Origin of the sequence: Cognatiyoonia sediminum, assembly GCF_900129845.1 — a bacterium.
Lineage (GTDB): Bacteria > Pseudomonadota > Alphaproteobacteria > Rhodobacterales > Rhodobacteraceae > Cognatiyoonia > Cognatiyoonia sediminum.
In genome coordinates, this window is record NZ_FQXB01000001.1 from 930,238 (window position 1) to 956,220 (window position 25,983).

The 25,983-nt window shown below is 54.8% G+C and carries 22 protein-coding genes; 6 read left to right on the forward strand and 16 right to left on the reverse strand.

What is annotated here, in order from left to right; genetic code table 11:
• Positions 1–27: 27 nt before the first annotated feature.
• The 4 genes from BUA85_RS04670 to yajC are packed head-to-tail and all read right to left on the reverse strand — an operon-like array spanning position 28 to position 3,300.
• Positions 28–381 (reverse strand): Mth938-like domain-containing protein, encoded by a 354-nt coding sequence (locus BUA85_RS04670; protein WP_072899687.1) that lies wholly within the window; start codon positions 379–381, stop codon positions 28–30.
• On the reverse strand, positions 381–1,349 hold the full coding sequence (secF, locus tag BUA85_RS04675; RefSeq protein WP_072899689.1) for a protein translocase subunit SecF: 969 nt from the start codon (positions 1,347–1,349) through the stop codon (positions 381–383). Before secF ends, BUA85_RS04670 begins: the two co-directional genes overlap by 1 nt.
• Position 1,350: 1 nt before the next feature.
• Positions 1,351–2,997: a protein translocase subunit SecD gene (gene secD / locus BUA85_RS04680; protein WP_072899691.1), complete on the reverse strand. Its 1,647-nt coding sequence runs from the start codon at positions 2,995–2,997 to the stop codon at positions 1,351–1,353.
• Positions 2,998–3,018: 21 nt separating this feature from the next.
• Positions 3,019–3,300 carry a preprotein translocase subunit YajC gene (gene yajC, locus BUA85_RS04685; protein ID WP_072899693.1) on the reverse strand — a complete coding sequence of 94 codons (282 nt, stop codon included), beginning with the start codon at positions 3,298–3,300 and terminating at the stop codon, positions 3,019–3,021.
• Positions 3,301–3,442: 142 nt separating this feature from the next.
• Between yajC and BUA85_RS04690 the strand changes: the two genes are divergently transcribed.
• Both BUA85_RS04690 and serS read left to right on the forward strand, forming a co-directional pair.
• Positions 3,443–4,153, forward strand: a complete 711-nt coding sequence (locus BUA85_RS04690; protein ID WP_072899695.1) for a trypsin-like serine peptidase — start codon at positions 3,443–3,445, stop codon at positions 4,151–4,153.
• A 68-nt stretch (positions 4,154–4,221) separates the two neighbouring features.
• The gene (gene serS, locus BUA85_RS04695) at positions 4,222–5,514 is read left to right on the forward strand and encodes a serine--tRNA ligase (protein ID WP_072899697.1); all 1,293 of its coding nucleotides are present in this window, start codon (positions 4,222–4,224) and stop codon (positions 5,512–5,514) included.
• A gap of 29 nt (positions 5,515–5,543) precedes the next feature.
• On the opposite strand, the gene BUA85_RS04700 is transcribed toward serS, so the two are convergent.
• Entirely contained in the window at positions 5,544–6,785 is a 1,242-nt protein-coding gene (locus BUA85_RS04700; protein ID WP_072899698.1) for a phospholipase effector Tle1 domain-containing protein, read from the reverse strand.
• A gap of 187 nt (positions 6,786–6,972) precedes the next feature.
• Between BUA85_RS04700 and BUA85_RS04705 the strand changes: the two genes are divergently transcribed.
• The gene (locus BUA85_RS04705; RefSeq protein ID WP_072899699.1) at positions 6,973–7,572 is read left to right on the forward strand and encodes a DUF6778 family protein; all 600 of its coding nucleotides are present in this window, start codon (positions 6,973–6,975) and stop codon (positions 7,570–7,572) included.
• Between the two features lie 40 nt (positions 7,573–7,612).
• Here the strand turns inward: BUA85_RS04705 and der are convergent, their stop codons facing one another.
• The 3 genes from der to BUA85_RS04720 are packed head-to-tail and all read right to left on the reverse strand — an operon-like array spanning position 7,613 to position 11,103.
• Positions 7,613–9,067 (reverse strand): ribosome biogenesis GTPase Der, encoded by a 1,455-nt coding sequence (gene der / locus BUA85_RS04710; protein ID WP_072899700.1) that lies wholly within the window; start codon positions 9,065–9,067, stop codon positions 7,613–7,615.
• Positions 9,068–9,115: 48 nt separating this feature from the next.
• Positions 9,116–10,408, reverse strand: a complete 1,293-nt coding sequence (locus BUA85_RS04715; RefSeq protein WP_072899701.1) for a PQQ-like beta-propeller repeat protein — start codon at positions 10,406–10,408, stop codon at positions 9,116–9,118.
• Between the two features lie 38 nt (positions 10,409–10,446).
• The gene (locus BUA85_RS04720; RefSeq protein WP_072899702.1) at positions 10,447–11,103 is read right to left on the reverse strand and encodes a tetratricopeptide repeat protein; all 657 of its coding nucleotides are present in this window, start codon (positions 11,101–11,103) and stop codon (positions 10,447–10,449) included.
• Positions 11,104–11,354: 251 nt separating this feature from the next.
• Between BUA85_RS04720 and BUA85_RS04725 the strand changes: the two genes are divergently transcribed.
• Positions 11,355–12,611, forward strand: coding sequence for an efflux RND transporter periplasmic adaptor subunit (locus tag BUA85_RS04725; protein ID WP_072899703.1), 1,257 nt, complete (start codon positions 11,355–11,357; stop codon positions 12,609–12,611).
• Positions 12,608–16,333 carry an efflux RND transporter permease subunit gene (locus tag BUA85_RS04730; protein ID WP_072899704.1) on the forward strand — a complete coding sequence of 1,242 codons (3,726 nt, stop codon included), beginning with the start codon at positions 12,608–12,610 and terminating at the stop codon, positions 16,331–16,333. Before BUA85_RS04725 ends, BUA85_RS04730 begins: the two co-directional genes overlap by 4 nt.
• Before the next feature lie 65 nt (positions 16,334–16,398).
• Here BUA85_RS04730 and BUA85_RS04735 read toward each other — a convergent pair whose 3' ends face one another.
• The 3 genes from BUA85_RS04735 to BUA85_RS16500 all read right to left on the reverse strand — a co-directional run bounded on the left by BUA85_RS04735 (position 16,399) and on the right by BUA85_RS16500 (position 20,483).
• The gene (locus BUA85_RS04735) at positions 16,399–16,986 is read right to left on the reverse strand and encodes a hypothetical protein (protein ID WP_072899705.1); all 588 of its coding nucleotides are present in this window, start codon (positions 16,984–16,986) and stop codon (positions 16,399–16,401) included.
• A 95-nt stretch (positions 16,987–17,081) separates the two neighbouring features.
• A complete protein-coding gene (locus BUA85_RS04740) occupies positions 17,082–18,905 on the reverse strand; it encodes an ABCB family ABC transporter ATP-binding protein/permease (protein WP_072899706.1) in 1,824 nt (607 codons plus the stop codon).
• Positions 18,906–18,968: 63 nt separating this feature from the next.
• Positions 18,969–20,483: a LysM peptidoglycan-binding domain-containing protein gene (locus BUA85_RS16500; RefSeq protein WP_242648989.1), complete on the reverse strand. Its 1,515-nt coding sequence runs from the start codon at positions 20,481–20,483 to the stop codon at positions 18,969–18,971.
• 120 nt (positions 20,484–20,603) lie between these two features.
• Here BUA85_RS16500 and BUA85_RS04750 point away from each other — a divergent pair, with 120 nt between their 5' ends.
• Positions 20,604–21,164, forward strand: a complete 561-nt coding sequence (locus BUA85_RS04750; RefSeq protein WP_072899707.1) for an LOG family protein — start codon at positions 20,604–20,606, stop codon at positions 21,162–21,164.
• Here the strand turns inward: BUA85_RS04750 and BUA85_RS04755 are convergent.
• The 5 genes from BUA85_RS04755 to BUA85_RS04775 form a co-directional block, all read right to left on the reverse strand.
• Positions 21,153–22,112 (reverse strand): threonine ammonia-lyase, encoded by a 960-nt coding sequence (locus BUA85_RS04755; RefSeq protein ID WP_072899708.1) that lies wholly within the window; start codon positions 22,110–22,112, stop codon positions 21,153–21,155. The genes BUA85_RS04750 and BUA85_RS04755 overlap by 12 nt on opposite strands.
• Before the next feature lie 73 nt (positions 22,113–22,185).
• Positions 22,186–22,785 carry a superoxide dismutase gene (locus BUA85_RS04760; protein ID WP_072899709.1) on the reverse strand — a complete coding sequence of 200 codons (600 nt, stop codon included), beginning with the start codon at positions 22,783–22,785 and terminating at the stop codon, positions 22,186–22,188.
• A gap of 148 nt (positions 22,786–22,933) precedes the next feature.
• A complete protein-coding gene (locus BUA85_RS04765) occupies positions 22,934–24,292 on the reverse strand; it encodes an FAD-dependent oxidoreductase (protein WP_072899710.1) in 1,359 nt (452 codons plus the stop codon).
• Between the two features lie 68 nt (positions 24,293–24,360).
• On the reverse strand, positions 24,361–25,206 hold the full coding sequence (locus BUA85_RS04770; protein ID WP_072899711.1) for a bestrophin-like domain: 846 nt from the start codon (positions 25,204–25,206) through the stop codon (positions 24,361–24,363).
• A gap of 116 nt (positions 25,207–25,322) precedes the next feature.
• A complete protein-coding gene (locus BUA85_RS04775) occupies positions 25,323–25,865 on the reverse strand; it encodes a GNAT family N-acetyltransferase (RefSeq protein WP_072899712.1) in 543 nt (180 codons plus the stop codon).
• Positions 25,866–25,983: the final 118 nt, after the last annotated feature.

Sequence of the window (25,983 nt, forward strand, 5' to 3'; positions counted from 1 at the left end):
GGAACCTACCGCGCCGCGCCTAACCAATCAAACCGGCAAAAGCGCCAGCGCCACACGACGCCCTTCGCTCAGCAAGACGTTGTAGGTTCGACACGCGGCTGGTGATGGCATCGCCTCCACCCCTATGCCGGCGTCGTCAAAAACAGATCGGAAATCAGCAGGCATATGCGCAATCTCTTTGCCTGTCCCCACGAAGATCACATCAACGTCGGCCATCGCGTCCAAAAGCGTCTGAGTGTCTTCGTAGCCGCCCCACGAAGTCACGCCAGATGGCAACACAGCCGTTGCGCCTTCGAAGACCTTTCCGCCAATTCGAAAGAACCCCGGACCGTAGCCGTCAATCGGCTGACTGTCGTTATATTCGACCTCATTCAGGCGCATCAGGCGTCAATGTCTCCATAGCGCGTGCCAGCCGCAACGGCCTTCTTTGACCAATCGCGCTTAACGCCAAGGACCAAAAGAATCGCGGTTGCCACAAAGATCGACGAATAGGTCCCGATCAAAACGCCCCACATCATTGCAAAGACGAACCCGCGGATCACATCGCCGCCGAGGATAAAGAGCGACAGCAGCGCGAGCATCGTTGTCACAGATGTCATCAATGTCCGTGACAGTGTTTCGTTGATCGAGATGTTCAGAACGTCCTTGAGGTCTTTCTTTTTGTACTTCCTCAGGTTCTCGCGCACGCGGTCGTAAACAATCACCGTGTCGTTGATCGAATAGCCCACAATCGTCAGGATCGCCGCGATGATAGCCAGATCGAATTTGATTTGAAGCTCAGAGAAGACACCGACCGTCAATACAACGTCATGAACAAGTGCAAGAACCGCCCCGACAGCGAACTGCCATTCAAACCTTAGCCAGATGTAAAGAAGGATCGCCAAGACCGCCAAAGCAACCGCAATAAAGGCGGTTTGGATCAACTCTCCCGAGACCTTCGGGCCAACGGATTCAACAGCGGTGAACGTCAGTGTGGGGTCCATCGCCTGCAACGCCGTTTGAACCTGACCAATTGTTTCGTTGGTCACGCTTTCTTCGCCTTCTTGGGCTTGGATTCGGATCATTGCGACGTTTTGGTTTTCTTCGAAACTCGGATCGAAAACCTCGGTGATGGAGACATCCCCAAGTTCCAAGGGTTCAATCGCGTCTCGGTATTCCGACACAACGATTGGCGCTTCCGCTTGCGTACGGATGCTTGTGCCGCCTTGGAAGTCGATCCCGAAATTCAGCCCTTGCACCATGAAAGACACGACCGCCAGAACCATCATGAATCCGGAAATACCCAGCCACAATTTCGCGCGGCTGAAGAAATCGATGTTTGTACCCTGTTTGACCAGTCTTAGTCGCATATCAAACCTCGATCGTTTTCGGACGACGCCGCGCAAACCAAATGGCGATCAAGGCGCGGGTGACAAAGATTGCAGTAAAGAGCGACGTGATAATGCCCAATCCCAAGGTAATCGCGAATCCACGTACCGGCCCTGACCCCATAACGAAAAGGATCGTCGCGGTAATGAAGGTCGTTATGTTCGCATCCAAAATCGACGACAGCGCTTTCTCGTATCCGAGTTCAATGGCACGCGCGGGGCCCTTGGCGGTTCGCAATTCTTCTCGGATGCGCTCAAACACGATCACATTGGCGTCGACCGCCATACCAATCGTCAACACTATCCCCGCGATACCAGGCAGTGTGAGCGTTGCGCCAATCAACGAAAGTAGCCCGAAAATCAGAGCCACGTTGACGATCAAGGCCACGTTCGCGAACAGACCGAAAAGCCCGTAACTGAGGAACATAAAGATGAGCACCATGATCCCGGCGACGATACAGGCGATTTGCCCGGCGTCGATACTGTCTTGACCAAGCTCAGGACCAATTGTTCGCTCTTCAAGGAACTCCAATTCCGCAGGCAACGCCCCTGCCCGCAATAGGACCGCAAGATTGGTGCTTTCCTCGACCGAGAAGTTTCCGGTGATGATCCCCGATCCACCAGCAATATGGCTTTGAATGGTCGGAGCCGAAATCACTTCATCGTCGAGCACAATCGCAAAAGGCTGACCGATGTTTTCAAGCGTATAATCCCCGAATTTCCGAGCACCACTAACGTTGAACCTGAAGTTTACCGCAGGGCTACCATTCTGATCGAACGATGGCTGGGCATCGACAAGTTCTTCGCCCGAGACAACAGGCGTGCGTTCAAGAACGTAATAGACGCTGGGCTCAACACCATCTGGGGTCGCTTCTGGAAGGATTTCATTGCCCGGGCCAGCGATCCCATCCGGACTACTCGCAATGGACACAACCGGTTGGAAGTTCAACTGAGCCGTCGTGCCAATGATGTCTTTGACTTCCTGCGCAGAGCCAACCCCCGGGACCTGTACCAAAATCCGTTCGGCACCCTGACGCTGAATCGTGGGTTCACGTGTCCCAACCTCATCAATCCGGCGACGAATGATCTCCAACGATTGCTGCATGGTGCGTTCGTTAATGTTGGCCTTCTCAGCCTCAGAGAGCTCAACAGTGACAAAGTTACTGCCACGGGTCACCTCGATATCGCTGGCCCCTACGCCAGTCAGCGATTGCACCGGACGCGCCAATCCCCGAATGATCTCGACCGCACGATCGATACCATCCGTTTCTTGGAACTGAATGCGCAATGTCGCAGGCGGTGCATCGGCACTTTGACGGAAAGGACCAATAGTTGCGCGCTCGGCACCCAAAGCCTGACGAATTTCCGGCCAGAGCGACTCGATGAGCGTTTCATGCGCGTCTTCGACTTGCACTTCGGCCAACAAATGCGCGCCACCGCGCAAGTCTAGGCCAAGGTTCACCAAGCCTGATGGAAGGAACGACGGCCAACCCGTCGCCTCTTCGCCAGCTTCAACGGCATCGTTGTAGCTTTCAACTTGGCCATAAAACCCGTTGGGTAAAGCAAGCAAAAGGCCGACCACCACGGTCAGCCAAATCATCACTTGCTTGGTGGCAGAGATATGAAGCATCTAGTGCCCCTTAGATCAGAATTACTTTGCAGGCTCAGTCTTGTTTTCGACGTTCGCGATCGTGGATTGAACCACCTTGATGGTGACACCCTGAGCGATCTCAACTTCGATCTCGTTCTCGCCTTCTTTGACCTTGGTCACTTTGCCTTTGATGCCGCCTTGCGTCACAACCCGATCCCCGCGACGTAGGGCCGCAACCATGGCCTGATGCTCTTTCATCTTCTTCTGCTGTGGGCGGATCAGAAGGAAGTACATGATCCCGAAAATCAGAATAAGAGGAATGATTGATTGAATGCCTTCCATGGTGGGTCCTATCCTTGGTCTTAGTTCGGCGCAAAGGCCTTGAGTGGAGGTCGCGGCACACTATGAGCGCGGCCTCAAAATAGCAACGCTGCTCACTGGTTTTTTGCTTCCCACCGATGTGTTTAGGTGCATATGGTGCCTTATGATCAAACCGTCAATCTTGGCAATCGCGTTAATCTGCCTATTCGTAGGCCCATCTGTGGTTTCAGCTCAGCAAGTTACGCGGCTGACCCCTACTCAACAGGCGCCTTGGGCAGCCGTTGGTCAATTGGTGAAAGGCAGGATCGGCACACAAAGTGTATGCACGGCAACTCTGGTGGCACCTGACGTGATTTTGACGGCTGCGCACTGCGTAAATGGCGCAAAGAACGAAACACCGAGCGGCCTGCGCCAATACACGTTTGCTGCCGGATGGAACAAAGGTGAGGCATTTGCGACGCGTTCGATCTCTGAAATCATCGTTCCTCGCAGTTATGTCCCTGGGGGCGAAGATCGGCTTCGAAACCTAAACAGCGATTGGGCTCTTGTCCGCTTGAGCGACCCAATAACCAATATCGAACCAGTACCCATCGTGCCGCTACCCGGACCTTGGGAAACGGTCTATTTCCTAACCTACAGCAACGCCGAACCGGACACACCTTATCTTACCAGCGGTTGCGCGCATCGAACACTTGAAGAAGGCCCGCTTCAAATCGCATGCCCCGTTAGCAGTGGAAACTCCGGTGCCGCTGTGTTTGTTGGCCAGCCTGATAACCCGCAAATCGTAGCGGTTATTGCGGCCAAAGCGCAGAACAACGCATTCGCCGTCGTTCCCGGAGAAGAGTTACTTTCTCGGATCGAAAGTCTTCAGTAAGAAACAGCTTCATTTCACCGAAGCTTTTGGGCATATGACCCCCACATCGACAACCAAGGAGAAGACCGATGCACGATATTCGCGCGATCCGTGACAACCCCGCTGCTTTTGACGCAGCTTTGTCTCGTCGTGGAGTTGCAGCATCCTCCTCCGACATTCTTGCAATCGACGGCGAGCGCCGCGCCGCAATCCAAGCCGCTGAAGCCGCACAAGCTGAAGCCAACAAAGCCGCCAAAGAAGTTGGCGCGGCTAAAGGTCGAGGCGATGAAGCCGAATTCGAACGCCTCCGTGCTTTGGTCGGCGCCAAGAAATCCGAAATCGCAGAGCTCAACGACAAGGCCAAAGAGCTGGACGTTCAACTGAACGACCTGCTTATGGGTATTCCGAACCTGCCTTACGATGACGTGCCAAACGGTGAAGATGAAGACGACAACGTCGAAATCCGCCGTCATGGCAACCCGCGCAATTTCGATTTCGACCCCGTTGAACACTACGAAATTGCCGGCGTTCAAGACGGTATGGATTTCGAAACCGCCGCCAAACTCTCTGGCAGTCGTTTCGTATTGCTCTCTGGCGCGGTAGCCCGTCTTCACCGTGCACTGGCGCAGTTCATGCTCGACACTCACGTCGAAGAAAACGGGTTGTCCGAAACGATCACTCCCGTCCTCGTCCGAGAAGACATGATGTATGGTACAGGGCAACTGCCAAAGTTTGGCGAAGACAGTTACCAAACAACAAACGGCTGGTGGCTCATCCCGACTGCAGAAGTCACGCTGACAAACATCGTCAATGGCTCGACGGTGGAAGAGAGCTATCTGCCACGCCGATACGTCGCGCACACACAGTGTTTCCGGTCCGAGGCGGGATCAGCCGGGCGTGACACGTCAGGCATGCTGCGCCAGCACCAGTTTGAGAAAGTCGAGATGGTTACAGTCTGCCATCCGGAGCAATCGGAAGCAGAACACGAACGCATGACAAAATGCGCCGAAGGGATCTTGGAAAAGTTAGAGTTGCCCTATCGTACCGTCGTCCTTTGCACTGGCGACATGGGTGCCGGCGCGCGACGCACTCATGACATCGAAGTTTGGCTTCCCGGTCAGAATACCTACCGCGAAATCTCATCGGTTTCGACGTGTGGAGATTATCAGGCACGCCGGATGAACGCGCGTTTCAAACCATCCGAAGGCGGCAAGCCTGAATTTCTTCACACTCTAAACGGTTCAGGCCTTGCCGTTGGCCGCGCGCTTATTTCTGTTTTGGAGAATGGGCAGCAGGCGGATGGGTCCGTTGACCTGCCGAGTGCGCTGTACCCCTATTTGAGAGGCAAGACTCGGATCACGGCAGAGGGTGCGTTGGAATAAACACAAAGCCGAGGGTATCCTCGGCTTTCTTAGTCTCGCGGACGCAATCCGTCGTCTAAATCATGCGTTGGGCCGCCATCACGCGCGATCATCTGACCTCGTAAGTCGCCCCATTCCGCTTCGCTCAGGTCGTAAAGCTCGTGGTAAATTTGGTCCAACGACTTAGGTCGGTATTCATCATCCAATTGGAACCGATCCACAGCGGCAAGCGATAGGTTTTCAATATCGCTTGGCCCTTCTCGATCTTTCTTGGATTGCTGCAAGACCCAGTTCACTGCTCCTACTGGACCGAATTTATTGTCCAGTTTTTCCAGAACCGAAAAACGCCAAGCCTGCCTGTCGAAATCTTCCCAACTGATCGATAGACCCGCATCAACCGCCCCCTGTGCAATCCAATGCATCGTTATCGAAGACAGGCCAATCCGACGCCCCCCGCCCCCGACAGACCCATGATTTCCGGGAAACCATTGCTGAAGGAATGGCTTGCGCTGTTTCGGTCCTTTCGCGGAAAGGGTCGGTTCATTCAGCCGATCAAGATTGGACCACGGGTGGGCTGGAAACGACGACCGTCGCTCATCGAGAGAAATGGCGTGTCGAGCCGAAAGCACGGACGAAGACAATTCGGCGTCATGAAATTCATATTTTTGATTAAACGACTTCGCGAAAGGCGCCCACTTTGGCACGCCCAAGGCGCTTACCGTATCCCAGACACCCACGTAATCTACATATAAGCGGATCGCTTCGGTATTTCCCCGCTCGCGACGCCACTTGAACTCCTTGTCGCTCGTCGCCGTGTAGGGCGCAAAACTCTCACGAAATTCATAGCTGGAGGGGTCCTCGGGATGCGTGGCCCCGCTCCGATCCACATAACGCGCAACCGCTTCCGGTATGCGGTCCAAATGGCTACGAGGCGCGATACCGCAGCTTCGGATCAACCCAACCAAGGACCGCGCCGCGAATGCGCCGCGCGAAAACCCAAAAACATAAACCTCATCTCCCGGTTCATAGGCATAGACCAAGCGGCGATAGACGTTTTCCATCAAAGCAAGGCTGCCCCACCCGAATCCACCGCCAAACCAACGATCAAGCTTGCGTGCCAGCCAGGTACTTCCCTCACCCGACCCAACTCCGGCGGTGTAGATGACATACTGAGGAACGTTCGTTTTTCGGTCGTAATGATGCACGCAACGCGACAGTCTGAGCACGTTGGTCGGATGCTGCGCGTCGGGGCGATTCCATGTCCCATCAATGAAAATTGCTATTCGTTTCATAGATTCAGCCTGCAATCCCTGCCCGCATCAAACAAGTCGGGGTTTCCATGCCCTTGGGCATCGTATGAGGCACGATGTTGCACGTAAGCCTCAATCGTCACCCGAACCGTCAAACAAAGACACAATCTCACCACCTTCAAATGCTAGAAAGCCCGCAATAACGATCAAAAACAAAACGAGTAGTGCAATGAAAACCCTAGCGAAAGCGCTTTGCTTTACCGCTCTTGCGGCCTGTTCCACGTCATTTGAGACGGACTTCGCACAACCTTTGAGCCCCGATGTCACACGCGGTTGGAACGTTGTGGGCGTTTCTGTCAGCGTGCCAGATGAATTGACCGTCAGCGAAGAAAACTCATTCGTACCTGTCGCAGACATCGTGTGGCACGGCGATCCGCGTGGAGATCGGAAAGCCCAGGTCGCTGACATTGTAAGAGAAGGTGTCGCACGCGGTGCGAGCGAATTGAACGGACCACGCCCGGTGAACCTTAACGTGCAAGTCTCTGAATTTCATGGCGTAACTCCGATTGCCCGTGAGAAAGCACCCTCTGCTGTTCACAACATCACCTATTTCATCCAAGCAACAGACGCGCGCACGGGGGAAGTCATTTCTCCCCCTGAGCAGATCAAAGCTGATCTTGAAGCTTTAACGGGTTTCCAAGCCATTGAAGCAACGATTCAGGGCCGGACGCAGAAAGTCAGAGTGACCGAGCACATTGAAGCCGTTACCGAAGGCTGGCTCGGCATCGGACCGGACCCGCGCGGCACATTTGAAGGCCTAGGAAGATAGACAAATCAATGCACTAGGTCGCGCACTTAACATACGCGACTTAGTCTCCGCGGTTTGGCTTGAGGTGCTTAGACAATTTTGAAGGCTGTGATTTCTTGCGGCCTTTATAAGGGTTCTTGTCGCCCTGATCTCTTAGTGTCAGGCGAATTGGCGTCCCTGGCATATCAAAGTCTTCCCGTAACCCATTGACAAGATAACGAGAATAACTCGCCGGCACCTGATCAGGAAACGACGTCATCACCACAAACGCTGGCGGTCTTGTCTTCACCTGAGTCATATAGCGCATCTTGATCCGACGCCCGCCTGGCGCCGGTGGTGGGTGCTGCTCCAACATACCCGTCAGCCATCGGTTCAACTGCGCGGTCGTGACCCTGCGGTTCCACACTTCATGCGCGCGTATGATAGCTTGATGCAAACGCTCCAGACCCTTGCCAGTCTTCGCCGAAACCGTCACCAAAGGCGCGCCTCGCAGCTGCGGAAGCAGCCGTGCAAAATCTTCGCGCAGTTTCTTCAGTTTGATCTGCTTGTCGGTCTCGACGTCCCATTTGTTGACCGCCAAAACCACAGCCCGCCCCTCGCGCTCCGCCAAATCCGCGATGCGCAAGTCTTGCTGCTCAAATGGAATTTCCACGTCCAAGAGAACGACCACAACTTCAGCGAACTTGACCGCACGCAAACCGTCCGTCACCGAAAGTTTCTCAATCTTTTCCTGAACTTTCGCCTTCTTACGCATCCCAGCGGTATCAAAAATCCGCATCGGTACGCCGTTCCAGTCTTTCTGAACAGAAATCGCGTCCCGAGTGATCCCAGCCTCTGGCCCCGTCAGCAGTCGCTCCTCGCCAATGATCTGGTTGATCAAAGTCGACTTTCCGGCATTGGGCCGCCCCACCACCGCAATCTGCAGCGGTTTCGCATGTGTCGGTGTCCGGGGCGCATTAGGATCATCGTCGGACACATCGACATCAACCTCAGGTGCAGCCAATGCAGCTCGTTCTTCGTGGGCACCATGGATCGGACGCAGAGTGGCCAAAAGATCGCCCATGCCTTCGCCATGTTCCGCCGAGAGCCGTATCGGCTCACCAAGCCCGAGGGAATAGGCCTCTAGGATCGTAGCGTCCGCGGCGTGGCCCTCGCCCTTATTCGCCGCGAGGATCACATTCACATTCTTGCGCCGAAGGATGTCGGCAAAAACTTCATCAGCAGGCAAAACCCCTTGCCGCGCGTCGATCATGAAAAGGCAAACATCAGCCATCTCAACAGCGCGTTCGGTCAAACGCCGCATCCGGCCTTGCAAGCTGTCATCCGTCGCTTCTTCAAGGCCGGCACTGTCAATAACGGTGAACCGCAGATCGGCTAGACGTGCCTCGCCTTCCCGCAAGTCACGCGTGACCCCGGGTTGGTCATCAACCAAAGCCAATTTCTTGCCAACCAAGCGGTTGAACAGTGTGGACTTACCAACATTGGGACGGCCAACAATGGCCAGCGTAAAACTCATCGATCCGATCCTGAAACGTCAGATGCGCGCCGATACACTAAAGTTTCACTAACGAAAAGCCACCAATCGCCCTTCTTTTGAGACAACATACAATGTCTGCCCCGCTACGATTGGATTTGACGCAGCGCCACCTTCGATTGCGACGCTTCCAACAAGAGCGCCAGAGGTGGGATCAAACTGACGGATCACCCCATCAGAGGACGCAACAATCAGGCGACCACTGGCCAAGACAGGGCCATAATGTGCAAAGACCGTTCTCTGCTGACGGAACCGCGTTTCCGTAAACTTTGGCAAATCGACCTTCCAAATGACAGAGCCATCTCGGTCATCCAACCGGACCAGCTGAGAAATCTCATTGACCACAAAGACCGAACCACCTGCGGGCCAAACGGGGCTCACGGCTCCTTCAGTCGCCGTCCAAATTCGGTCGCCATTGGTTGTTTTCATCGCAACGAGACGGCCAGCGAAGTTTGCCGCATAAACGCGATCGCCAGAAATGACCGGATCACCTGCTATGTCGGAAATATCGGCAGCGGACTCTCCCAAACGCTGACCAGTCACAACACTCGACCATCTGCGCAGACCACCCTGAGGGAAGGCCCCTAAGACTTCGCCCGACGGCATCGGGAATACCGCGATTTCGCTTGTCACTGCTGGGCCAGCGCCACCAGAAAAGTTGCCAACCGACGGCGTGCCGTTGATCTGCCAGCGAATACGTCCGGTGTCTGTTTCTACTGCCCATGCGCGACTGTCGCGCGTGACGACATAAACCAGGTCACCACGGACTGTAGGAGGCGATCCGCCTGGTGCGTCCAGATCCTGCGTCCAAATCTCTCCACCCGTCGCAGCATTCAGAACGGTCAACTCACCGAAACCAGTTGCGACGTATAAACGGCCGTCATCAACCGCCAGCCCACCACCTGATGCATCGTTAGCGCCATCGCTGGACGGCGTGAGGTCGACGGACCAAAGCGGCGTGCCATTGATATTCGTCGCCGTCACCCTTGCTCGCGCATCCAAAGTGTACACGACGCCGTTCTCAACAACGGGATCCGCTGTAATTCTTGCGCGACGGCTGTCGCCCTCTCCGATGTCGACGGAGAATACCTGCGTCAGGTTCGCACCCAAAGCGGGATGACGAATGCTGTGGTCCGGTTCGCCGTTTCGGTGTGTCCAATTCGCGTTGGTAACGGGCGACGCAAAATTGATCGGACGTACTTCGTTTTCAATCGCTTGATCTGGGCGAAGGTCCAAACGTTCACCCGGCAAAATGACGTCTTGTTCGCCACAAGAGGCCAAGAAAGCCAATCCAGCGATTGCACCAACAAATGATCTTACCATCACGGGCTGCTCCCTAGCGAATTGCTCCGCTTTTACTTTTACTCCGTCGGCGAAGGCTCAAGCTCTTCGCCTAGTGCCACAATCATGGTTTGAGCGCGATCACGCAAGCCTCGTGTCACGCCTGCGTCTTCAATAATGGCACGCAAAGTCGTGACGGCCGCGTCTTGGTTGCCGGTTGAGAGGTCCATATAGGCCAACTGCTCTTGCGCCAGCAAATTGAACGGTTCGCCCGGCTGTGCCAGACCTTCGAGCAAAGCGCGACGCGCGGCATCATCGCCTGTGTCGATCAAAGCGAGCTTGAAGGCCGCGAGATCGGCATAGATGGGCGGAACATCCGTATTGATCGCCAGCTCATTTAATGTCGCTGCCGCTGCTTCTAGATTACCGGCTTCTTGCTGGGCCGCTGCGGTGGCGAGCGCGGTGACCGCAACCGCTGGCCCCTCACCTGTCACGTCAGCCAATGCAGCTGGTCGTGCAAATATATCGTTGAGCTCCAGCGCATCCATCAGCGCATCGCCGGTGTTCTCAGCCAAAGTCACGGCAGACGCCTTGTGATACTCGTTCCAAGCCGCACCACCAACCAAACCGATGATCAAAAGTGCTGCAATCCAACCGTACCGACGCACATAGCCATAGAGCTTGTCGCGCTGAACTTCTTCGGTCACTTCGTTGATAAAACTATCGGTGTCGCTCACACTGATCCCCTACCGGCGCATTCATTTAGCCATCCTCTTAGCTTGAAGCTTAACCAAATGCCAAGCCATTGTGCAGGACGGGCAAAAAACAGCTATGCGGCAGCGCAGAAATCAAAGCTTGAATGACCTTGGGGAAACACGTAAAATGAACTGATCGGTTTAGTTTGATTTTTTTTGAACCGAGATATTTTAATCGCCGTAACAAAACCATAAGTAACCGCAATACAACAAGCGGCTTAGTAAGGTGCAAAATGAAGATAGTCCCCGTCATCACTGCAGTGTTTGTTACGGCTGCCCTTTACCTTTTGATCTTCGAAAGAGATCGGCTTTTTGAATTTGCTCAGGAGTCAGCACCATCTGCGCAAGAGGCTACTGAAGCCGAGACCGCCGAGGTGGCGGATACAGACATGGATTCCGCCGAAGAAGAGGTTTCTCAGGTTGTACGGGTCGTCGCTTTGGCGTCAGAGGCTCAAACGATTGAAAACGCCGTCGTAGTCCGCGGGCGCACCGAAGCGGCGCGGCAAGTCATGGTGGCCGCCGAAACCGCTGGATTGGTCATTTCGGAACCACTGCGCAAAGGCGCTCAGATCACCGTCGGAGATACGATGTGCCAGCTTGACCCCGGTACCCGTCTTGTCTCTTTGGCCGAGGCAGAGGCGCGTTTGGTAGAAGCCCAAGGTCGCATTCCAGAAGCCGAGGCCGCTGTAGCAGAAGCCGACGCGCGTATCGCAGAAGCAGAGATCAACTTGAACGCGGCAGTGCGTTTGTCTGAGGACGGCTTTGCTTCAGAGACCCGCGTCATCAGCGCAGAAGCCGCCTTGGAAGCCGCGCAAGCTGGACGACAAAGGGCTGTTACGGGTTTGGCAAGCGCCGACGCTGGCATCCAAGCTGCCGAGGCCGGAGTGGCGGCAGCACAGCGTGAGATCGACCGCCTCGCTATCAAAGCACCCTTCTCTGGCCTTTTAGAAACTGACTCAGCAGAACTGGGATCCTTGATGCAGCCAGGTTCTCCTTGCGCAACGATCATCCAGCTTGATCCGATCAAGCTCGTCGGCTTTGTCCCAGAAGACAAAGTGACCCAAGTAGAGCTTGGCGCCTTGGCCGGTGCCCGTCTGACAGACGACTCGCAAGTCCGTGGCACCGTGACCTTCATCTCTCGGTCCGCAGACCCAGTGACTCGCACCTTCCGCGTAGAAGTCGAAGTACCAAACACCGACCTCGCGATCCGCGACGGCCAGACAGCCGACATTTTGATCGCATCCGCCGGTCGAACCGCTCACCTCGTCCCACAGTCCGCTCTGACATTGGATGACAACGGAGCGCTTGGTGTTCGGATCATCGACGATGAAAGTAAAGCGCAATTTATGGAAGTGACCGCCTTGCGCGACACAACCGAGGGCATTTGGCTTGGTGATTTGCCTGATAAGGTCAATATCATTACCGTTGGTCAGGAATACGTCGTGGACGGTGTCCTTGTCGAACCCACATTCAGCGAGGCTGAAGGATGACTGGAATAGTTGATTGGGCCGCGTCACGGGCGCGGATGGTTATAGCCTTTATCGTGCTGTCCCTTACGGCCGGCGCGATGGCTTATGTCGGCCTTCCAAAAGAAGGTGAACCCGATATTGAAATTCCTGCGATTTTCGTCTCCGTCCCGTTCCCCGGCATTTCGGCTGCAGACTCCGAGACGCTTCTCGTAAAACCGATGGAGACAGAGCTTGCTGATCTTGATGGTTTGAAAACCATGAGCAGTACGGCGGCTGAAGGTTATGCTGGCGTTGCATTGGAATTTGAGTTCGGGTGGAACAAAACGAAGGTTCTCGCGGATATTCGAGACGCCATGAACTCAGCCGAAGGGGCATTCCCACAAGGCGCTGAGAACTATTCCATCAACGAAATCAACTTCTCAGAGTTCCCGATCGTCATCGTAAACCTGACGGGTCAGGTGCCAGAGCGTACGCTTGTGCGAGTGGCCAAAGAGCTACAGGACCGCATTGAAAGCCTTGATGCGGTCCTTGAAGCGGGCCTCGCTGGCCAACGCGATGAGATGCTTGAGGTCACGATCGACCCGCTCAAACTGGAATCCTACAACGTGACTGCAGGCGAGTTGATCAATGTCGTCACGCAAAACAACTTGCTGATCGCAGCAGGCGAAGTGGAGACTGAGCAAGGAACCTTCGCGGTCAAAATCCCCTCCTCGTTCAGCGAGTCGCAAGACGTCTACAATCTGCCGGTGAAGCAAAACGGCGATAGCGTCGTCACTCTTGGCGATCTCGCGACCATCAAAATGACCTTCGAAGATCGAGAAGGCACTGCACGGTTTAACGGGACAAATACAGTCGCACTTCAGGTCGTGAAGCGCAAAGGCTTCAACCTGATCGACACTGCCGAATTGGTGAAGCAGACTGTCGAAGAAGAGCGCGCGACTTGGTCGCCTGAACTTCAAGCCGCGATCCAAGTGGGCACCTCTAACGACCAATCGCGCAACGTGGCGTCTATGGTTAGCCAGTTGGAAGGCTCAGTCTTGACCGCCATCGCGCTCGTGATGATCGTAGTGCTCGCAGCACTTGGCACCCGCCCCGCTCTCTTGGTTGGTTTTGCGATCCCAACGTCCTTCCTACTATGTTTCGCCCTCCTCGCGATTATGGAGATCACGATTTCCAACATCGTGATGTTCGGCCTGATCCTAGCGGTCGGGATGCTGGTAGATGGTGCGATCGTTGTGGTCGAATACGCCGACAAACGGATCAAAGATGGCTCTGGCCCAATGGCGGCCTATACAGAAGCTGCCAAGCGCATGTTCTGGCCGATCATTTCCTCCACAGCCACAACGCTGTGTGCGTTCTTGCCAATGCTCTTTTGGCCCGGAGTTCCAGGGCAATTCATGGGCATGTTGCCGGTCACCCTGATCTTCGTTCTGTCTGCATCGCTCGTCGTTGCACTGATTTACCTGCCTGTTATGGGCGGTGTCACCGGTCGCCTCAGCCGGATGTTTAGCGGAGCGTCAGATTGGCTTCGCGCGTCGTTCCCATGGGTCATCCGTGCAGCACTTGTTCCCGTCGCTTTGATGACAGTTTTCGCAGGTGCAATGCTGACGCTGAACCCAGGCTATTTCTCAGGTGAAGCCGTCCAGACAGACGGTTTGGTCGCGTCGCTACCAGGCATCGCCCTGTTCCTTACTGGCGCGGTCTTTGCATCCATCACAATGGGTGCAGCTGCAATCAGATGGGAACGTAAGAAGGTCGACGCAGGCTATCACCGGTCGCTCTTTGGCTACTTCATCGCGTTCATCACGAAGAACCCAATCATGCCCGTTGTGACCATCGGAGCCGTTGTAGCGTTTGTCATGTACACATTTACGACGTTTGGCGCGAACAACAATGGCGTTGAATTCTTCGTAGAAACTGAGCCAGAGCAGGCAATCGTTTACGTTCAAGCGCGCGGAAACCTGTCTGTCACCGAAAAAGACGATCTGGTGAAACAGGTTGAGGATGTTGTCATCGCGCATCCAGCCGTCCAAAGCGCCTTCTCTTTCGCGGGCCAAGGTGGGTTGGACAACAACACGGGTGGCGCACAGGGTCCTGCTGACGAAATCGGTCAGGTCCAACTCGAGATGGTACCATGGGACGAACGCCCTGTAGTTGAGCGTGAAACGACGCTGCTCGGCTTCATCCCTTGGACGACAACAGAGGTTGATCCAGCATTCGACGGAAACGCAGTTATTGCTGAGTTGGAAGAAGACCTAGCGCTGATCCCCGGTATCCGGTTCGAGGTATTGAACCTTGCTATGGGACCAGCCTCTGCAAAGCCTGTGCACCTGCGGATCAAAGGCAATGATTGGGAAGAACTATTGGCGGCGACCACCCTAGCCCGTGAACAGTTCGACAACCTTGATGGTCTGGCGCAGCAAGAAGACACGCTACCCCTGCCCGGTATTGATTGGCAGATCGACGTGGACGTTGAATCTGCGGGCCGCTATGGCGCAGATGTCGCCACAGTTGGCGGCATGGTACAGCTTGTGACACGCGGCATCTTGCTCGACACCTACACGCCCGCTGATGGCGACGAAGAGATTGAAATCCGTGTGCGCCTTCCTGAAGAAGATCGCGTGCTGTCTACGCTTGAAGATCTCAAGGTCCGCACACCCACCGGCCTTGTCCCATTGTCGAATTTCACGACAATCACACCGGTTGAGAAACTGGCTGAGATCAGCCGCGTCGACCAACAACGCTACTTCGATGTCAAAGCGGCCGTTGACTCCGGCTTGGTCAAATTAACCGACGGTACGGGCCAAACGACTGTCGTGACGGAAGAGGTCTACGACCAAAGCGATGACCTTCAGCGTCAAGTCAACTCCGGCGATCTGACCATGACCGTTGTGAGCCCGACTGAACGCATCGAAACACTGACCGAATGGCTAGAGACTGACCCCTTCCCTGCATCAATCTCTTGGGAATGGACCGGTGATCAGGAAGATCAAGCGGAGTCTGGCCAGTTCCTGATGGTCGCATTCTCTGGTGCTTTGGGTTTGATGTTCATCATCCTGCTGGCGCAATTCAACTCGATCTACAACTCCTTGCTGGTTCTGATGGCGGTTGTGATGTCGACCGCAGGCGTGCTCTGGGGCATGCTGATCATGGATCAGGCATTCTCCATCATTATGACCGGTACGGGTATTGTGGCGCTGGCTGGGATCGTTGTGAACAACAACATCATCCTGATCGACACCTATCAGGAATACAGCCGCTATATGCCGAAAGCTGAAGCGATCGTTCGGACGGCTGAGGCGCGTATTCGCCCCGTACTCTTGACGACAATCACGACTATGGCCGGACTTGCGCCAATGATGTTTGGCCTAAGCCTGGACTTCTTCGGTGGCGGCTACTCGGTCGACAGCCCAACAGCACTTTGGTGGAAGCAATTGGCGACAGCTGTGGTCTTCGGCCTTGGTACCGCGACGGTGCTGACCTTGGTCTTCACCCCATCCATGCTCGCCTTGCGTGTCTGGGCGTCGGCGGGTGCCTACGGCTTCATCAACACCTTGCAAGCTGGTTTCTTCGGTCGGGTTGGGCGCACACGCCGCAGCGACTTCCGCCTTAACCGTTCCGCACGCAAGCTGAAGTCACCTCAGATCATCTGGGAAGACGATGAGCCGGTGGAGGTGTCAGACACCGATGAGGACGATCCCGACATAACGTCGACAGTGACGCCACTACAAGCAGCAGAATAAAAAGAAATCCGGCAGAGGTTTTAGGCGTCTGCCGGATTTTCTAAGTGTTGCGACTGTAGCTCAATTCAGTCGCGATAAGTTAAGAAACCGCCCGCATAGATCAAGTCAGCATCGTTGCCATGAAACGCGCCGATCGCCTTGTCATCGCCGAGCACACCTCGCAGATCGCCAGATACCCCTCGATATTGGACACCACCTGTCAATTGACTGCCAAGGGCGCGGCCAGACACTGATAACTCCCCTGCCCGTCCCGTGAGCGTTCCAGTGCTGAAATCCGCATTGAGCACAATCGAACCAGACACCTGATCTTGTGAGCCGGAAATAAAGCCGCCTCTCAAGTCGATGTCATAGACCTCGATCAATTCATAGCGTCCAGTGTACCGACCGACAGAAGTGACCGGTCGAAGGCCTATGTCCGATGGATTGGTAAAGCCTGCTACAGCCCTAAGACCGCCACCTGATTCAGTCCCTGAGGAATAGGCGAACCCATCTCCATCTGCATCAATTACGGATGCAATACCTTGTTGACCCAACCTTTCCGTGACCGAACCAGTAGAGGTTACGTTGGTAAATCCTGAATCAGTATAAAGATCCTGCAAACACCCAGACAATGCCGTCGCCATCGCGAGAGCCGGTAAAAATGAAAGCCGCATGAATTCTTCAGTCCTATGTTTCACCTAAAAGTTGAAACATGACTGCCTTTCGCACGTGCCCTACCAAAGGCAGCTTCAAGGCAATATTCAGAAAGTTAAGCGATTTCTTCTTCGTCTAACTGACGGTTCCAAAGATGGGCATAGCGGCCGTCTAGGCTAAGCAATTCGTCATGTGTGCCTTGCTCGACAACATGACCGTCCTCTAACACCACGATCTTGTCGGCATTGGCAATCGTCGACAACCGGTGCGCGATGGTGATCACCGTACGGCCGTGGCCCATGTGCTCCAACTCGGCTTGGATTTCGAGTTCGGTTTCCGTGTCCAAAGCCGATGTCGCCTCATCCAGCAGAAGGATCGGCGGATCTTTGAGTAAGGTCCGGGCGATACCAACCCGCTGCTTCTCACCGCCTGACAGTTTCAAACCGCGTTCCCCAACGGTCGTCTCATACCCGTCCGGCAGACTTTCGATAAAGTCGTGTATTTTTGCAGCTTTAGCCGCAGCGATAACTTCATCCCGCGTCGCATCTGGCCGCCCGTAGGCGATGTTGTAATAGACCGTATCGTTAAACAGAACGGTATCCTGCGGCACCACTCCGATCTGCGCATGCAGGCTTTCTTGCGTCACATCCCTTACGTCTTGTCCATCAATCGCGAGTGCGCCGCCATTGACGTCGTAGAACCGAAACAACAAGCGTCCGATCGTTGATTTACCCGAACCGGACGATCCAACAATCGCAACCGTTTGCCCAGCGGGGACATCCAGATCGATGCCTTTCAGGATTGGACGCTCTTCGTCATAACCAAAGGCCACACCGCTCAGGGAGATAGCTCCACCTTTGATCTCCAAATCCTTTGCATCTGGCTTGTCCTGAACCTCTGCCGGCTGCTCTAATAGATCAAACATATCGCCCATATCGATGAGCGCCTGTCTGATTTCGCGATAAACCGTACCAAGGAAATTTAGCGGCATGGTGATCTGGATCATGTAAGCGTTGACCAAAACGAAATCGCCGACCGTGAGCGTTCCATCATTCACGCCCAGCGCAGCCATAACCATCACGGCGACCAAACCAGCGGTAATGATCAGCGATTGACCGAAATTCAAAAACGCGAGCGTGTAGTTCGTTTTGATCGCTGCTTGCGCGTATTTCTTCATCGCGCCGTCATAGCGTTCGGCTTCCCAACGTTCCGCACCGAAATACTTCACCGTTTCAAAGTTCAGCAGACTATCAATGGCCTTCTGGTTCGCATCCGTATCTTGATCATTCATGACCTTGCGGATTTTCACGCGCCATTCTGTGACAGCAAAAGTGAACCAGACATAAAGGACGATCGTCACGGCCACGACGACCAGATACCAAACATCAAAGGTGAAAAAGAGCACGCCTGCGATCATCAAAAGTTGCAGAACCAACGGCCCGACGGAGAACAACAAGAACCGCAAAAGGAATTCGACGCCTTTTACCCCACGCTCGATAATCCGGCTCAAACCACCTGTTTTACGCGTGATGTGATAGCGCATCGACAGGCGGTGAATATGGGTGAAGGTCTCCAGGGCGAGCTTTCGCAAGGCGCGCTGGCCCACAGGCGTGAAGATAACATCGCGCAGCTGTTGGAAACCAACTGTCATCAAGCGCGCGAACCCGTAGGCTACCGTTAATCCCACGGCGCCCAAGCCGAGGTAGGTACCAATATCAGCCGTCTCTGGCGTCATCACGTCAACCGCTTGCGCAAAAAACTGCGGCGTCAAAACAGCAATGACCTGAGACAGCAGTAGCGCCGCCATAGCAGCAACCACGCGGACTTTCACACCCGTCTCACCCTCTGGCCAAAGGTAGGGCACAACCCGCTTGATCACGTTCCAGCCTTGGATACGTTCGTTATTCAGGTTGGCGTCTGTCTTGGTCAATTTGCGCATAGAGGACTCCGCTCGGCCCCTCTACCTAGGGTGCGCAGAGACAAAGTGCCAGTGTTGTCGGAATTATTCTGACAATTCGGGTATTTTGAAAACCTGTCCGGGGTAAATTAGATCTGGATCCCTGATCTGATCCTTGTTCGCCTCATAGACAGCGACGTACAAGATCCCTTCGCCAAACTGTTCCCGCGCAATCGCCCAGAGCGTCGCACCTGGTTGAACGGTTCGAACTGCAACCTTGAAGTCATCCTCTGCGGTTTCTTCGGCCAGAACCGCGGCAACGGCTTCAGGTTCTTCACGTTTGAACGGTGTCTCAATTCGGCTGACGACTTCCCCTTCGGCGTCGACCTCATCGATCCGCAGCGTGTAAACGCCGGTATCAACCTCTGGCAGATCCGTGCGCCAGTCACCGCCTTCGGTGATCCGAGATGTGGTGACGGGTTGATTGTCGACGTAGACCTGAACAAAACCTTCGCCCGTGGCACGGCCGGTCAAGAGAACTGCGCCTGTTGGATCGTAACTGATCGAATCCAAAGCAACGTTGGACAGAACCTGAGGCCCGGTTGAGACGACCCGAACGCCGTCCTCGTCTGCCACCAATTGGGTTTCAGTCTGTTCGGCGGTCGAAGTGGCATCTGTGACTTCTACTTGAGTATCAGCTTCCGAGGCGGCTTCGCTGGCAGTCGCTTCCGCCTCCGCGACTACAGTTTCTGTTTCTTCAATCTCTGCCACGTTTTCTTCGATTGCTGGCGATTCAGAAGCATCCGCTAACGCCTCTTCTTCAGACACTAAATCCGTGTTTTCGACTACCTCTGCTGGCTCCTGCACTTCGGCAAGCTCCTCTACCGCATCGGGTGCGTCAGCCTCAGCGAGCTGCTCCAACTCAACTTCAGCATCTTCGCTCGCGACTTCGGTATTAGTCGTATCTTCCGCCTCGCTTTGATCAGTGGCTAGATCGACGACTTCGGTCGGCGTCTCTTCTGTAGCGTCCGCGGCCTCAGCTAGATCGCCTTCATCAACAGAGGTTACCGCCCCGGCGACAACCACCTCGTCTTCGATCAACGGCTCTTGTTCAACGCTTGGTAAGATCAACGGGTTTTCGACAGATGCGATCGCCTCGCCATCGGGATCGGCGATTACCGAAAGGATACGACCCTGTGATGACGGTGGAACGGATAAGACAGTCGCGAAATCACCGTTGGCCCCGACAAGAACACGTTCCAGCGCTTCACCATCAAGAAGAATATCCAAATCCGACGCACCAATGGCCCGACCGGTCACGACCATGATGCCGTCCCCTTCGACGCGCATTCCGACGGTCGGAACTTCCACACCCGCTACAACATCTTCCTCAGGGCTCGTTTCGACGGCTTCGGTCTGTGCTTCGGCAACCTCATCAGTCGTCGACACCGCAGCGCCTTCACCCGACGCAACAGCCCCCTCTTCAGCAGGTACGGCAACCGCTTCCTCTACTGGCGCAACAACAGCCGTTTCTGGCCGTGGAACCAACCAGACAACCCCTATGCCAACGACCGCCGCCGCGAGCGCACCCAGGGCCAACTGACCCGAATTTGAAGCCATCTTCCACCACCATTTATTCGTTGCGTCCCCACACCTTACAGAATTGGCAGCCCGTAAGGTTGTGGGACCATAGCAACAGCACTAAGTACCGTCAAAGACAAGCTATCGTGAGGATCAGTGATGAGCGCAATTCCTAAATCAGTGTGTGTTTATTGCGGCTCTCGCGACGGAAATAACCCCGCCTATGCCAAAGCTGCCGAGGATACCGGTGTTATGCTGGTCAAGAACGGTTGGCGCTTGGTCTATGGCGCGGGCGATGTCGGCCTTATGGGGCGTGTCGCGAATTCCGTTCAGAATGCAGGTGGCAAGACATTTGGCGTGATCCCGACCCATTTGATGGATTGGGAAGTCGGCAAGCAAGACCTCGATAGCTTTGTCATCACCGAAACAATGCACGAGCGCAAAAAGGTGATGATCATGAACGCAGATGCGGTTGTCATGATCCCAGGCGGCGCTGGGTCCCTTGATGAGTTTTTCGAGGCTTTGACTTGGCGGCAACTGGGCCTGCACAGCAAACCAATCTTCCTTGTAAACACAGAAGGCTATTGGGCGCCGCTCTTGAGCCTGATGAACCATGTGGTCAGCGAAGGTTTTGCGGGCGCGGACATCCTGTCTTACGTCACAGTTGTGCCGGATGTCCACGCGCTGGAGTCATCGTTGCAATTTGCTCTAAGAAACTAAGCTGTCAAATCGTTTAGACCCAATGTTCGACCCGCAAGCGATGATGCCAACGCGGTTGCCAGCCAACCGGTCTTTCAAAGGCCCGCAAATCGCGGCAAGGCTGGCTGCGCAGGCGGGCTCTGCCATGATCTTCAGAACGTCGAGATAAGCGCGCATTCCTTCGACCATCTGTGCGTCTGTGAGATGGACGATCTCGTCAACATTCTCATGTGCCACTCCAAACGTATAAGGCATCGCCAAGGGTGAGCCGAGGCTGTCAGCAATCGTATCAATCCGCTCCAATCGCACAGGCTCACCGGCTTCGAAACTCCGCTTCATGCTATCCGCGCCAACAGGTTCGACGCCAAACACCAAGGCGTCGGGCTTCAGTAGCTTAATCGCCCGCGACATGCCGCTGATCATCCCGCCCCCGCCGACCGGAATAACAAACACCTCCACCTCGGGGGCTTGCCTGAGATACTCTGCCCCAAGAACCGCCGAGCCAAGCGCCATATGCTCCGCCTCAAACGGGTGCATCAGAAAGCGGCCGCCAGCCGCCTCCCGCTCCATCACCTCAAACGCGGCTGGCATATCAGCGCATAACTCAACCCGCGCGCCAAGTGCTTCACAGCCCTCCACACGCGTCGGATCAGTCGCTTCAGGCATCGCGATCAACGCATCGACACCAGCGGCGTTCGCGGCCCAAGCCACCGCCATCGCGTGATTGCCACCGCTGGCCGCTACAACCCCGGCAGCCTTCGCTGCATCGTCCAACCCCGCGATCCCAAGATAAGCCCCACGCGCTTTAAAACTGCCAGTCTGCTGAAACAACTCCAGCTTCACTGTCACATCCGCCTCTACTGGCAAGCCCTGCCATTTCGCCTGCTGCAACTTCAGCACCGGTGTCTCAACCACCACACCGCACAATCGTTCGGCGGCGGTTTCGATCTGCTCTAACGTCGGTCCCATTTGGCAACTCCAAAAAACAAAAGGCCCGTGAGACGTCCCACGGGCCTTTCAGTAATTCAATCAGAAAATGGGATTACATGCGGGATGCAACGTTTTCCCAGTTCACCAGATTGTCGAGGAAGTTCGACAAATAGACTGGGCGCTTATTGCGGAAATCGATGTAGTAGCTGTGCTCCCAGACGTCGCAGCCGAGCAAAGCTGTCTGACCAAAGCAAAGCGGGTTCACACCGTTTTCGGTCTTGGTCACTGCCAAAGATCCATCGGCGTTTTTCACCAACCAGCACCAGCCAGAGCCGAATTGACCTGCGCCAGCGGCGGAGAATTGGGATTTAAACTCATCGACGGAACCGAAGTTTTCGACCAGCGCTGTTTCCAGCTCGCCCGGCATCGCGTTATCGCCAGGACCCATCATTTCCCAGAACTGGTTGTGGTTCCAAAGCTGAGAGATGTTATTGAAGATCCCGTTCTGCGCAACAGCAGACGCATCGTATGTGCCGACGATGATCTCTTCGAGGGATTTACCCTCCCACTCCGTCCCGGCAATCGCCGCATTGCCGTTCGTGACATAGGCGTTGTGGTGCAGATCGTGGTGGAATTCGAGTGTTTCAGCGGACATGCCTTTGGAAGCCAAAGCGTCATGTGCGTAGGGAAGATCAGGAAGGGAAAATGCCATCGGACCATCTTTCTGTTGGGTAATGTTCTATGGGGTTAAAAAGCGTGATTGGCCGTGGCGTCAAGTCGAAAGCATTTGGCGAGTGCTGTATTTCAGCTCGCGACAATGAAGTTCAGCGCGATTGAGCGTTGCAGTGAAGGTTGAAATCCTAAAGCCTGCGGACGCCCTGCCGGTCTAATTCCTTATGCACTGCATCCAGATCGACCATGTCCAATTCAGCATTTGATTTGACGGCTTGAGCCGCGGCAATCCCAGCGCCCTGTCCTGCAACAGCACAACATGCCATATTGCGTGTCGCAGCATGGGCAACACGGTCCCCGCCTGTTGCACGGCCTGCAACAAGCAAGCCTTTGACGCTCTTCGGCAGAAGGGACCGGTAGGGAATATGCATGTAGCGCCCTGTGGTCGGGAGGATCAAAATCCCGTAGCCATCGATAAACTCGGGATAGATACCAATGCTATCTTCAAAACGGGCCTCATGGCGCACATCGTTTTCGGTCATATTGTAAACAGCGTCGATCTTCCGAGTGTCCCTCACACCAAGGGTCATCCCAAAATTGCGTAGCCGTACCTCCTGACATCCCGGCGCAAAGCGCCGCAATGCTTCAATCGCCATCATCGCTTGCCGCCGCCCTTCGATCTCGAAATGGGTCAGGTCAGCAGGATCGGTACCATCACAATTGCCCAAATGAACGAGGTTCATATAGGTCATCTCGCCACTGTCATGCACAGCACCCCAAGTCCCTGCGATCGTCGTCAAATCAGATGGGATGACACCAGCGTCGCGCGCAACCTCGAAAGGCTTCTTGAGAAAGGGCGAGAACATCTCGTCTTCTTTCCCATCTGTCTCAACCGTCCATTCGCCTGTGGACCAATCGGCATAGGTCTGAGGATTTTCACGGACGTCATCCATAAAGCGCGCCTTATCCACGCCGGCGACATGGAACATAACGCTCGCCGCTTGTAGCTCTTCGCGTGGCGGATGCGTAACCGGCGCGCCTGCCCGATGCGCAATATCAGCATCGCCCGTGGCATCGATAACAACCTTGCACAAGATCGCTTCGCGCCCTGCTTTGGATTCAGTGATGATGCCGGTGATCCGGTCGCCTTCCATAATCGGCGCAACAAACATCCGGTGGAGCATCGGCGTGATACCAGCCTCTTCGACCAGCTGGTCCGCAACGACTTTAAAACCCTCGCTATCTAACTCGTAGCTCAACGATTGCGATTCCGGAACGGCTGCCCCCATCGCCTTGGCTCTGTCTTCGAATTCGCGTCCAATCCCATTGGCTTCGACCGTCTTTTCGTGGCGATACCACGCAAAGCCTTCGACGCCGACGGTGGTTATGTTTCCACCAAAGCAGCCGAACCGCTCAACCAAAGTGACTTGAACACCTGCCCGCGCAGCCGCCAAGGCCGCGGCCAATCCACCTGGACCTGCGCCAACAACCAAAACATCAGTTGTGTGAATAACATCAATCTGGCGTGCGGGTTCTGTGATATGCATGTCAGCTCTCGGCAACAGGGGGCTAGAACACCGATAGAGTGGTCCAGTCCCCATTTGTCAATGACGACCTACTGAAGCGACGACTGTTCAACAGCGAGTTCTGAACGCATATCCTCTATCGTGATCAAAATGATGGTCTCTGGCACCCGAATGATCCCTGAGGCTGGACGTTCAAAGTCAAATATCTGTACCAGCACTATGATGAGTAACCCGGAAAACGCCAAGACGCGCCATGTCAAAGGTTTGCCCCGGATCCCAGCATCATGACCGACCATGAAAACGGCAAACGCAGCGACCATTGTCAACAGGTATTTGAGCGCCTGCGGGATGCTATCTGCCTGCGCTTCGACCCGGATGGTATGTGCGTCCAGAATGTCCGTTAGGCTCCCCGTCATCGAATTCCGGATCGCGGCTTCGACATCGGATGCCAAGACGGTTTCAAGCGCGTCGATCAGAGCCGCTTGACGCTCAAGTGATACATTCAACAAGTCGCCCAAAGGCGTCCCGTCGCGGTTCATTGCCGTCCCAAAGCTGCGTGTTTCGGCGTAGGCCAGAATGGCTTCGCGGTAGTCGGTTTGCTTTGGCTCTTCCAACAACATCGCCTGCACAAAGGCCGTGCCGAGCGCGTTGGCTTCTAGCAAAAGCGCATCTTTGCGATCGTCGAACCGAGACAGGGCGAAGGAATAGGTAAAGGCCAAAAGCAAGCCCAACAAAGCGAGGAAAGCGCCAATCGAGGTATCGCTCGGTTGTGCTTTTTTGTCTGATGGTAGGTCCTGTTGAAGACCATATGTGTGACGCCCCGTGCGGTAGCCTAAGAGCGCCGCAGACGGGATGAGGATCAGAACAAGAAGGACCAAAAGCCAAAGGGGGAGCGCGAAAACATCTACGGCTGAAATAACGGAATTTCCGGACATAAGTGTCGTTCCAAAAAATACTAAATCACTTGAAGCTTAGTCTTCCGACGGACCACTCGTCTACAGGTAGAGTTCGAAACCCCTCAAAAATCAGACTTGGCAAATGGGTAGGAGACCTACCCTGTTTCTGGAATGTCTAAAAAGTAAGTATCCACACCATCCATCGGGACCTGAGCGTCGCAGGCGAAACCGGCTTTTTCAAGAACACGAGCAGACGCAGAGTTTCCGCGTTCCACACCACCCACCAATCTGACCGGCGCCAGAGGCGACAAAGCTTCCACCAACCCAACAATCAATTCGCTTGCTAAACCCTGACCCCACGTATCTTCTGCCAATAAGTAGCCGATATGGACGTTTGGCCGCCGCGATTTAGTCGTCTCGACAGCCAAGATCACCAACCCGACAAGGCGTTGTTCGAAGCTCACTTTCAATAGGTTGCTCTCATCCAACCGTTCACCAACCCAACCCTGAATCTCACTGTCGAAGTCCGTTAAGTGCATTGAAGGTGGCAGGTGGCGAAGGACCGCTGGCGTCAGTAGGCGCCTGAGTCCGGTCACTTCTATATCCGACCATGATGACCCGTCGGCACCGCTGTTCCAACTTTGAACACGGAGCCGAGCTGTAGTGAAGTCGACTTTGAACTTGTCAGTGCCGAACATTTCACACTCCTCTAAAGATAGTATGGCACGAAGTTGCAGCGTTAACTACAGCGTCCGGCTTCCCCCGCACCGGCAGTCGCCTTCGGCTTGATTTCGGTCCGACTCATACGCAGTGTTG

Bases quoted from the DNA above. Each gene is read 5' to 3' on its own strand.
- BUA85_RS04715 (WP_072899701.1), bottom strand. From the start codon at position 10,408: ATGGTAAGATCATTTGTTGGTGCAATCGCTGGATTGGCTTTCTTGGCC.
- BUA85_RS04760 (WP_072899709.1), bottom strand. From the start codon at position 22,785: ATGGCATTTTCCCTTCCTGATCTTCCCTACGCACATGACGCTTTGGCT.
- BUA85_RS04700 (WP_072899698.1), bottom strand. From the start codon at position 6,785: ATGAAACGAATAGCAATTTTCATTGATGGGACATGGAATCGCCCCGAC.
- BUA85_RS04755 (WP_072899708.1), bottom strand. From the start codon at position 22,112: ATGGGACCGACGTTAGAGCAGATCGAAACCGCCGCCGAACGATTGTGC.
- BUA85_RS04735 (WP_072899705.1), bottom strand. From the start codon at position 16,986: ATGCGGCTTTCATTTTTACCGGCTCTCGCGATGGCGACGGCATTGTCT.
- BUA85_RS04770 (WP_072899711.1), bottom strand. From the start codon at position 25,206: ATGTCCGGAAATTCCGTTATTTCAGCCGTAGATGTTTTCGCGCTCCCC.
- BUA85_RS04730 (WP_072899704.1), top strand. From the start codon at position 12,608: ATGACTGGAATAGTTGATTGGGCCGCGTCACGGGCGCGGATGGTTATA.
- BUA85_RS04705 (WP_072899699.1), top strand. From the start codon at position 6,973: ATGAAAACCCTAGCGAAAGCGCTTTGCTTTACCGCTCTTGCGGCCTGT.
- BUA85_RS04750 (WP_072899707.1), top strand. From the start codon at position 20,604: ATGAGCGCAATTCCTAAATCAGTGTGTGTTTATTGCGGCTCTCGCGAC.
- serS (WP_072899697.1), top strand. From the start codon at position 4,222: ATGCACGATATTCGCGCGATCCGTGACAACCCCGCTGCTTTTGACGCA.
- BUA85_RS04775 (WP_072899712.1), bottom strand. From the start codon at position 25,865: ATGTTCGGCACTGACAAGTTCAAAGTCGACTTCACTACAGCTCGGCTC.
- der (WP_072899700.1), bottom strand. From the start codon at position 9,067: ATGAGTTTTACGCTGGCCATTGTTGGCCGTCCCAATGTTGGTAAGTCC.
- BUA85_RS04740 (WP_072899706.1), bottom strand. From the start codon at position 18,905: ATGCGCAAATTGACCAAGACAGACGCCAACCTGAATAACGAACGTATC.
- secF (WP_072899689.1), bottom strand. From the start codon at position 1,349: ATGCGACTAAGACTGGTCAAACAGGGTACAAACATCGATTTCTTCAGC.
- secD (WP_072899691.1), bottom strand. From the start codon at position 2,997: ATGCTTCATATCTCTGCCACCAAGCAAGTGATGATTTGGCTGACCGTG.
- BUA85_RS04690 (WP_072899695.1), top strand. From the start codon at position 3,443: ATGATCAAACCGTCAATCTTGGCAATCGCGTTAATCTGCCTATTCGTA.
- BUA85_RS16500 (WP_242648989.1), bottom strand. From the start codon at position 20,483: ATGGCTTCAAATTCGGGTCAGTTGGCCCTGGGTGCGCTCGCGGCGGCG.
- BUA85_RS04765 (WP_072899710.1), bottom strand. From the start codon at position 24,292: ATGCATATCACAGAACCCGCACGCCAGATTGATGTTATTCACACAACT.
- BUA85_RS04670 (WP_072899687.1), bottom strand. From the start codon at position 381: ATGCGCCTGAATGAGGTCGAATATAACGACAGTCAGCCGATTGACGGC.
- yajC (WP_072899693.1), bottom strand. From the start codon at position 3,300: ATGGAAGGCATTCAATCAATCATTCCTCTTATTCTGATTTTCGGGATC.
- BUA85_RS04725 (WP_072899703.1), top strand. From the start codon at position 11,355: ATGAAGATAGTCCCCGTCATCACTGCAGTGTTTGTTACGGCTGCCCTT.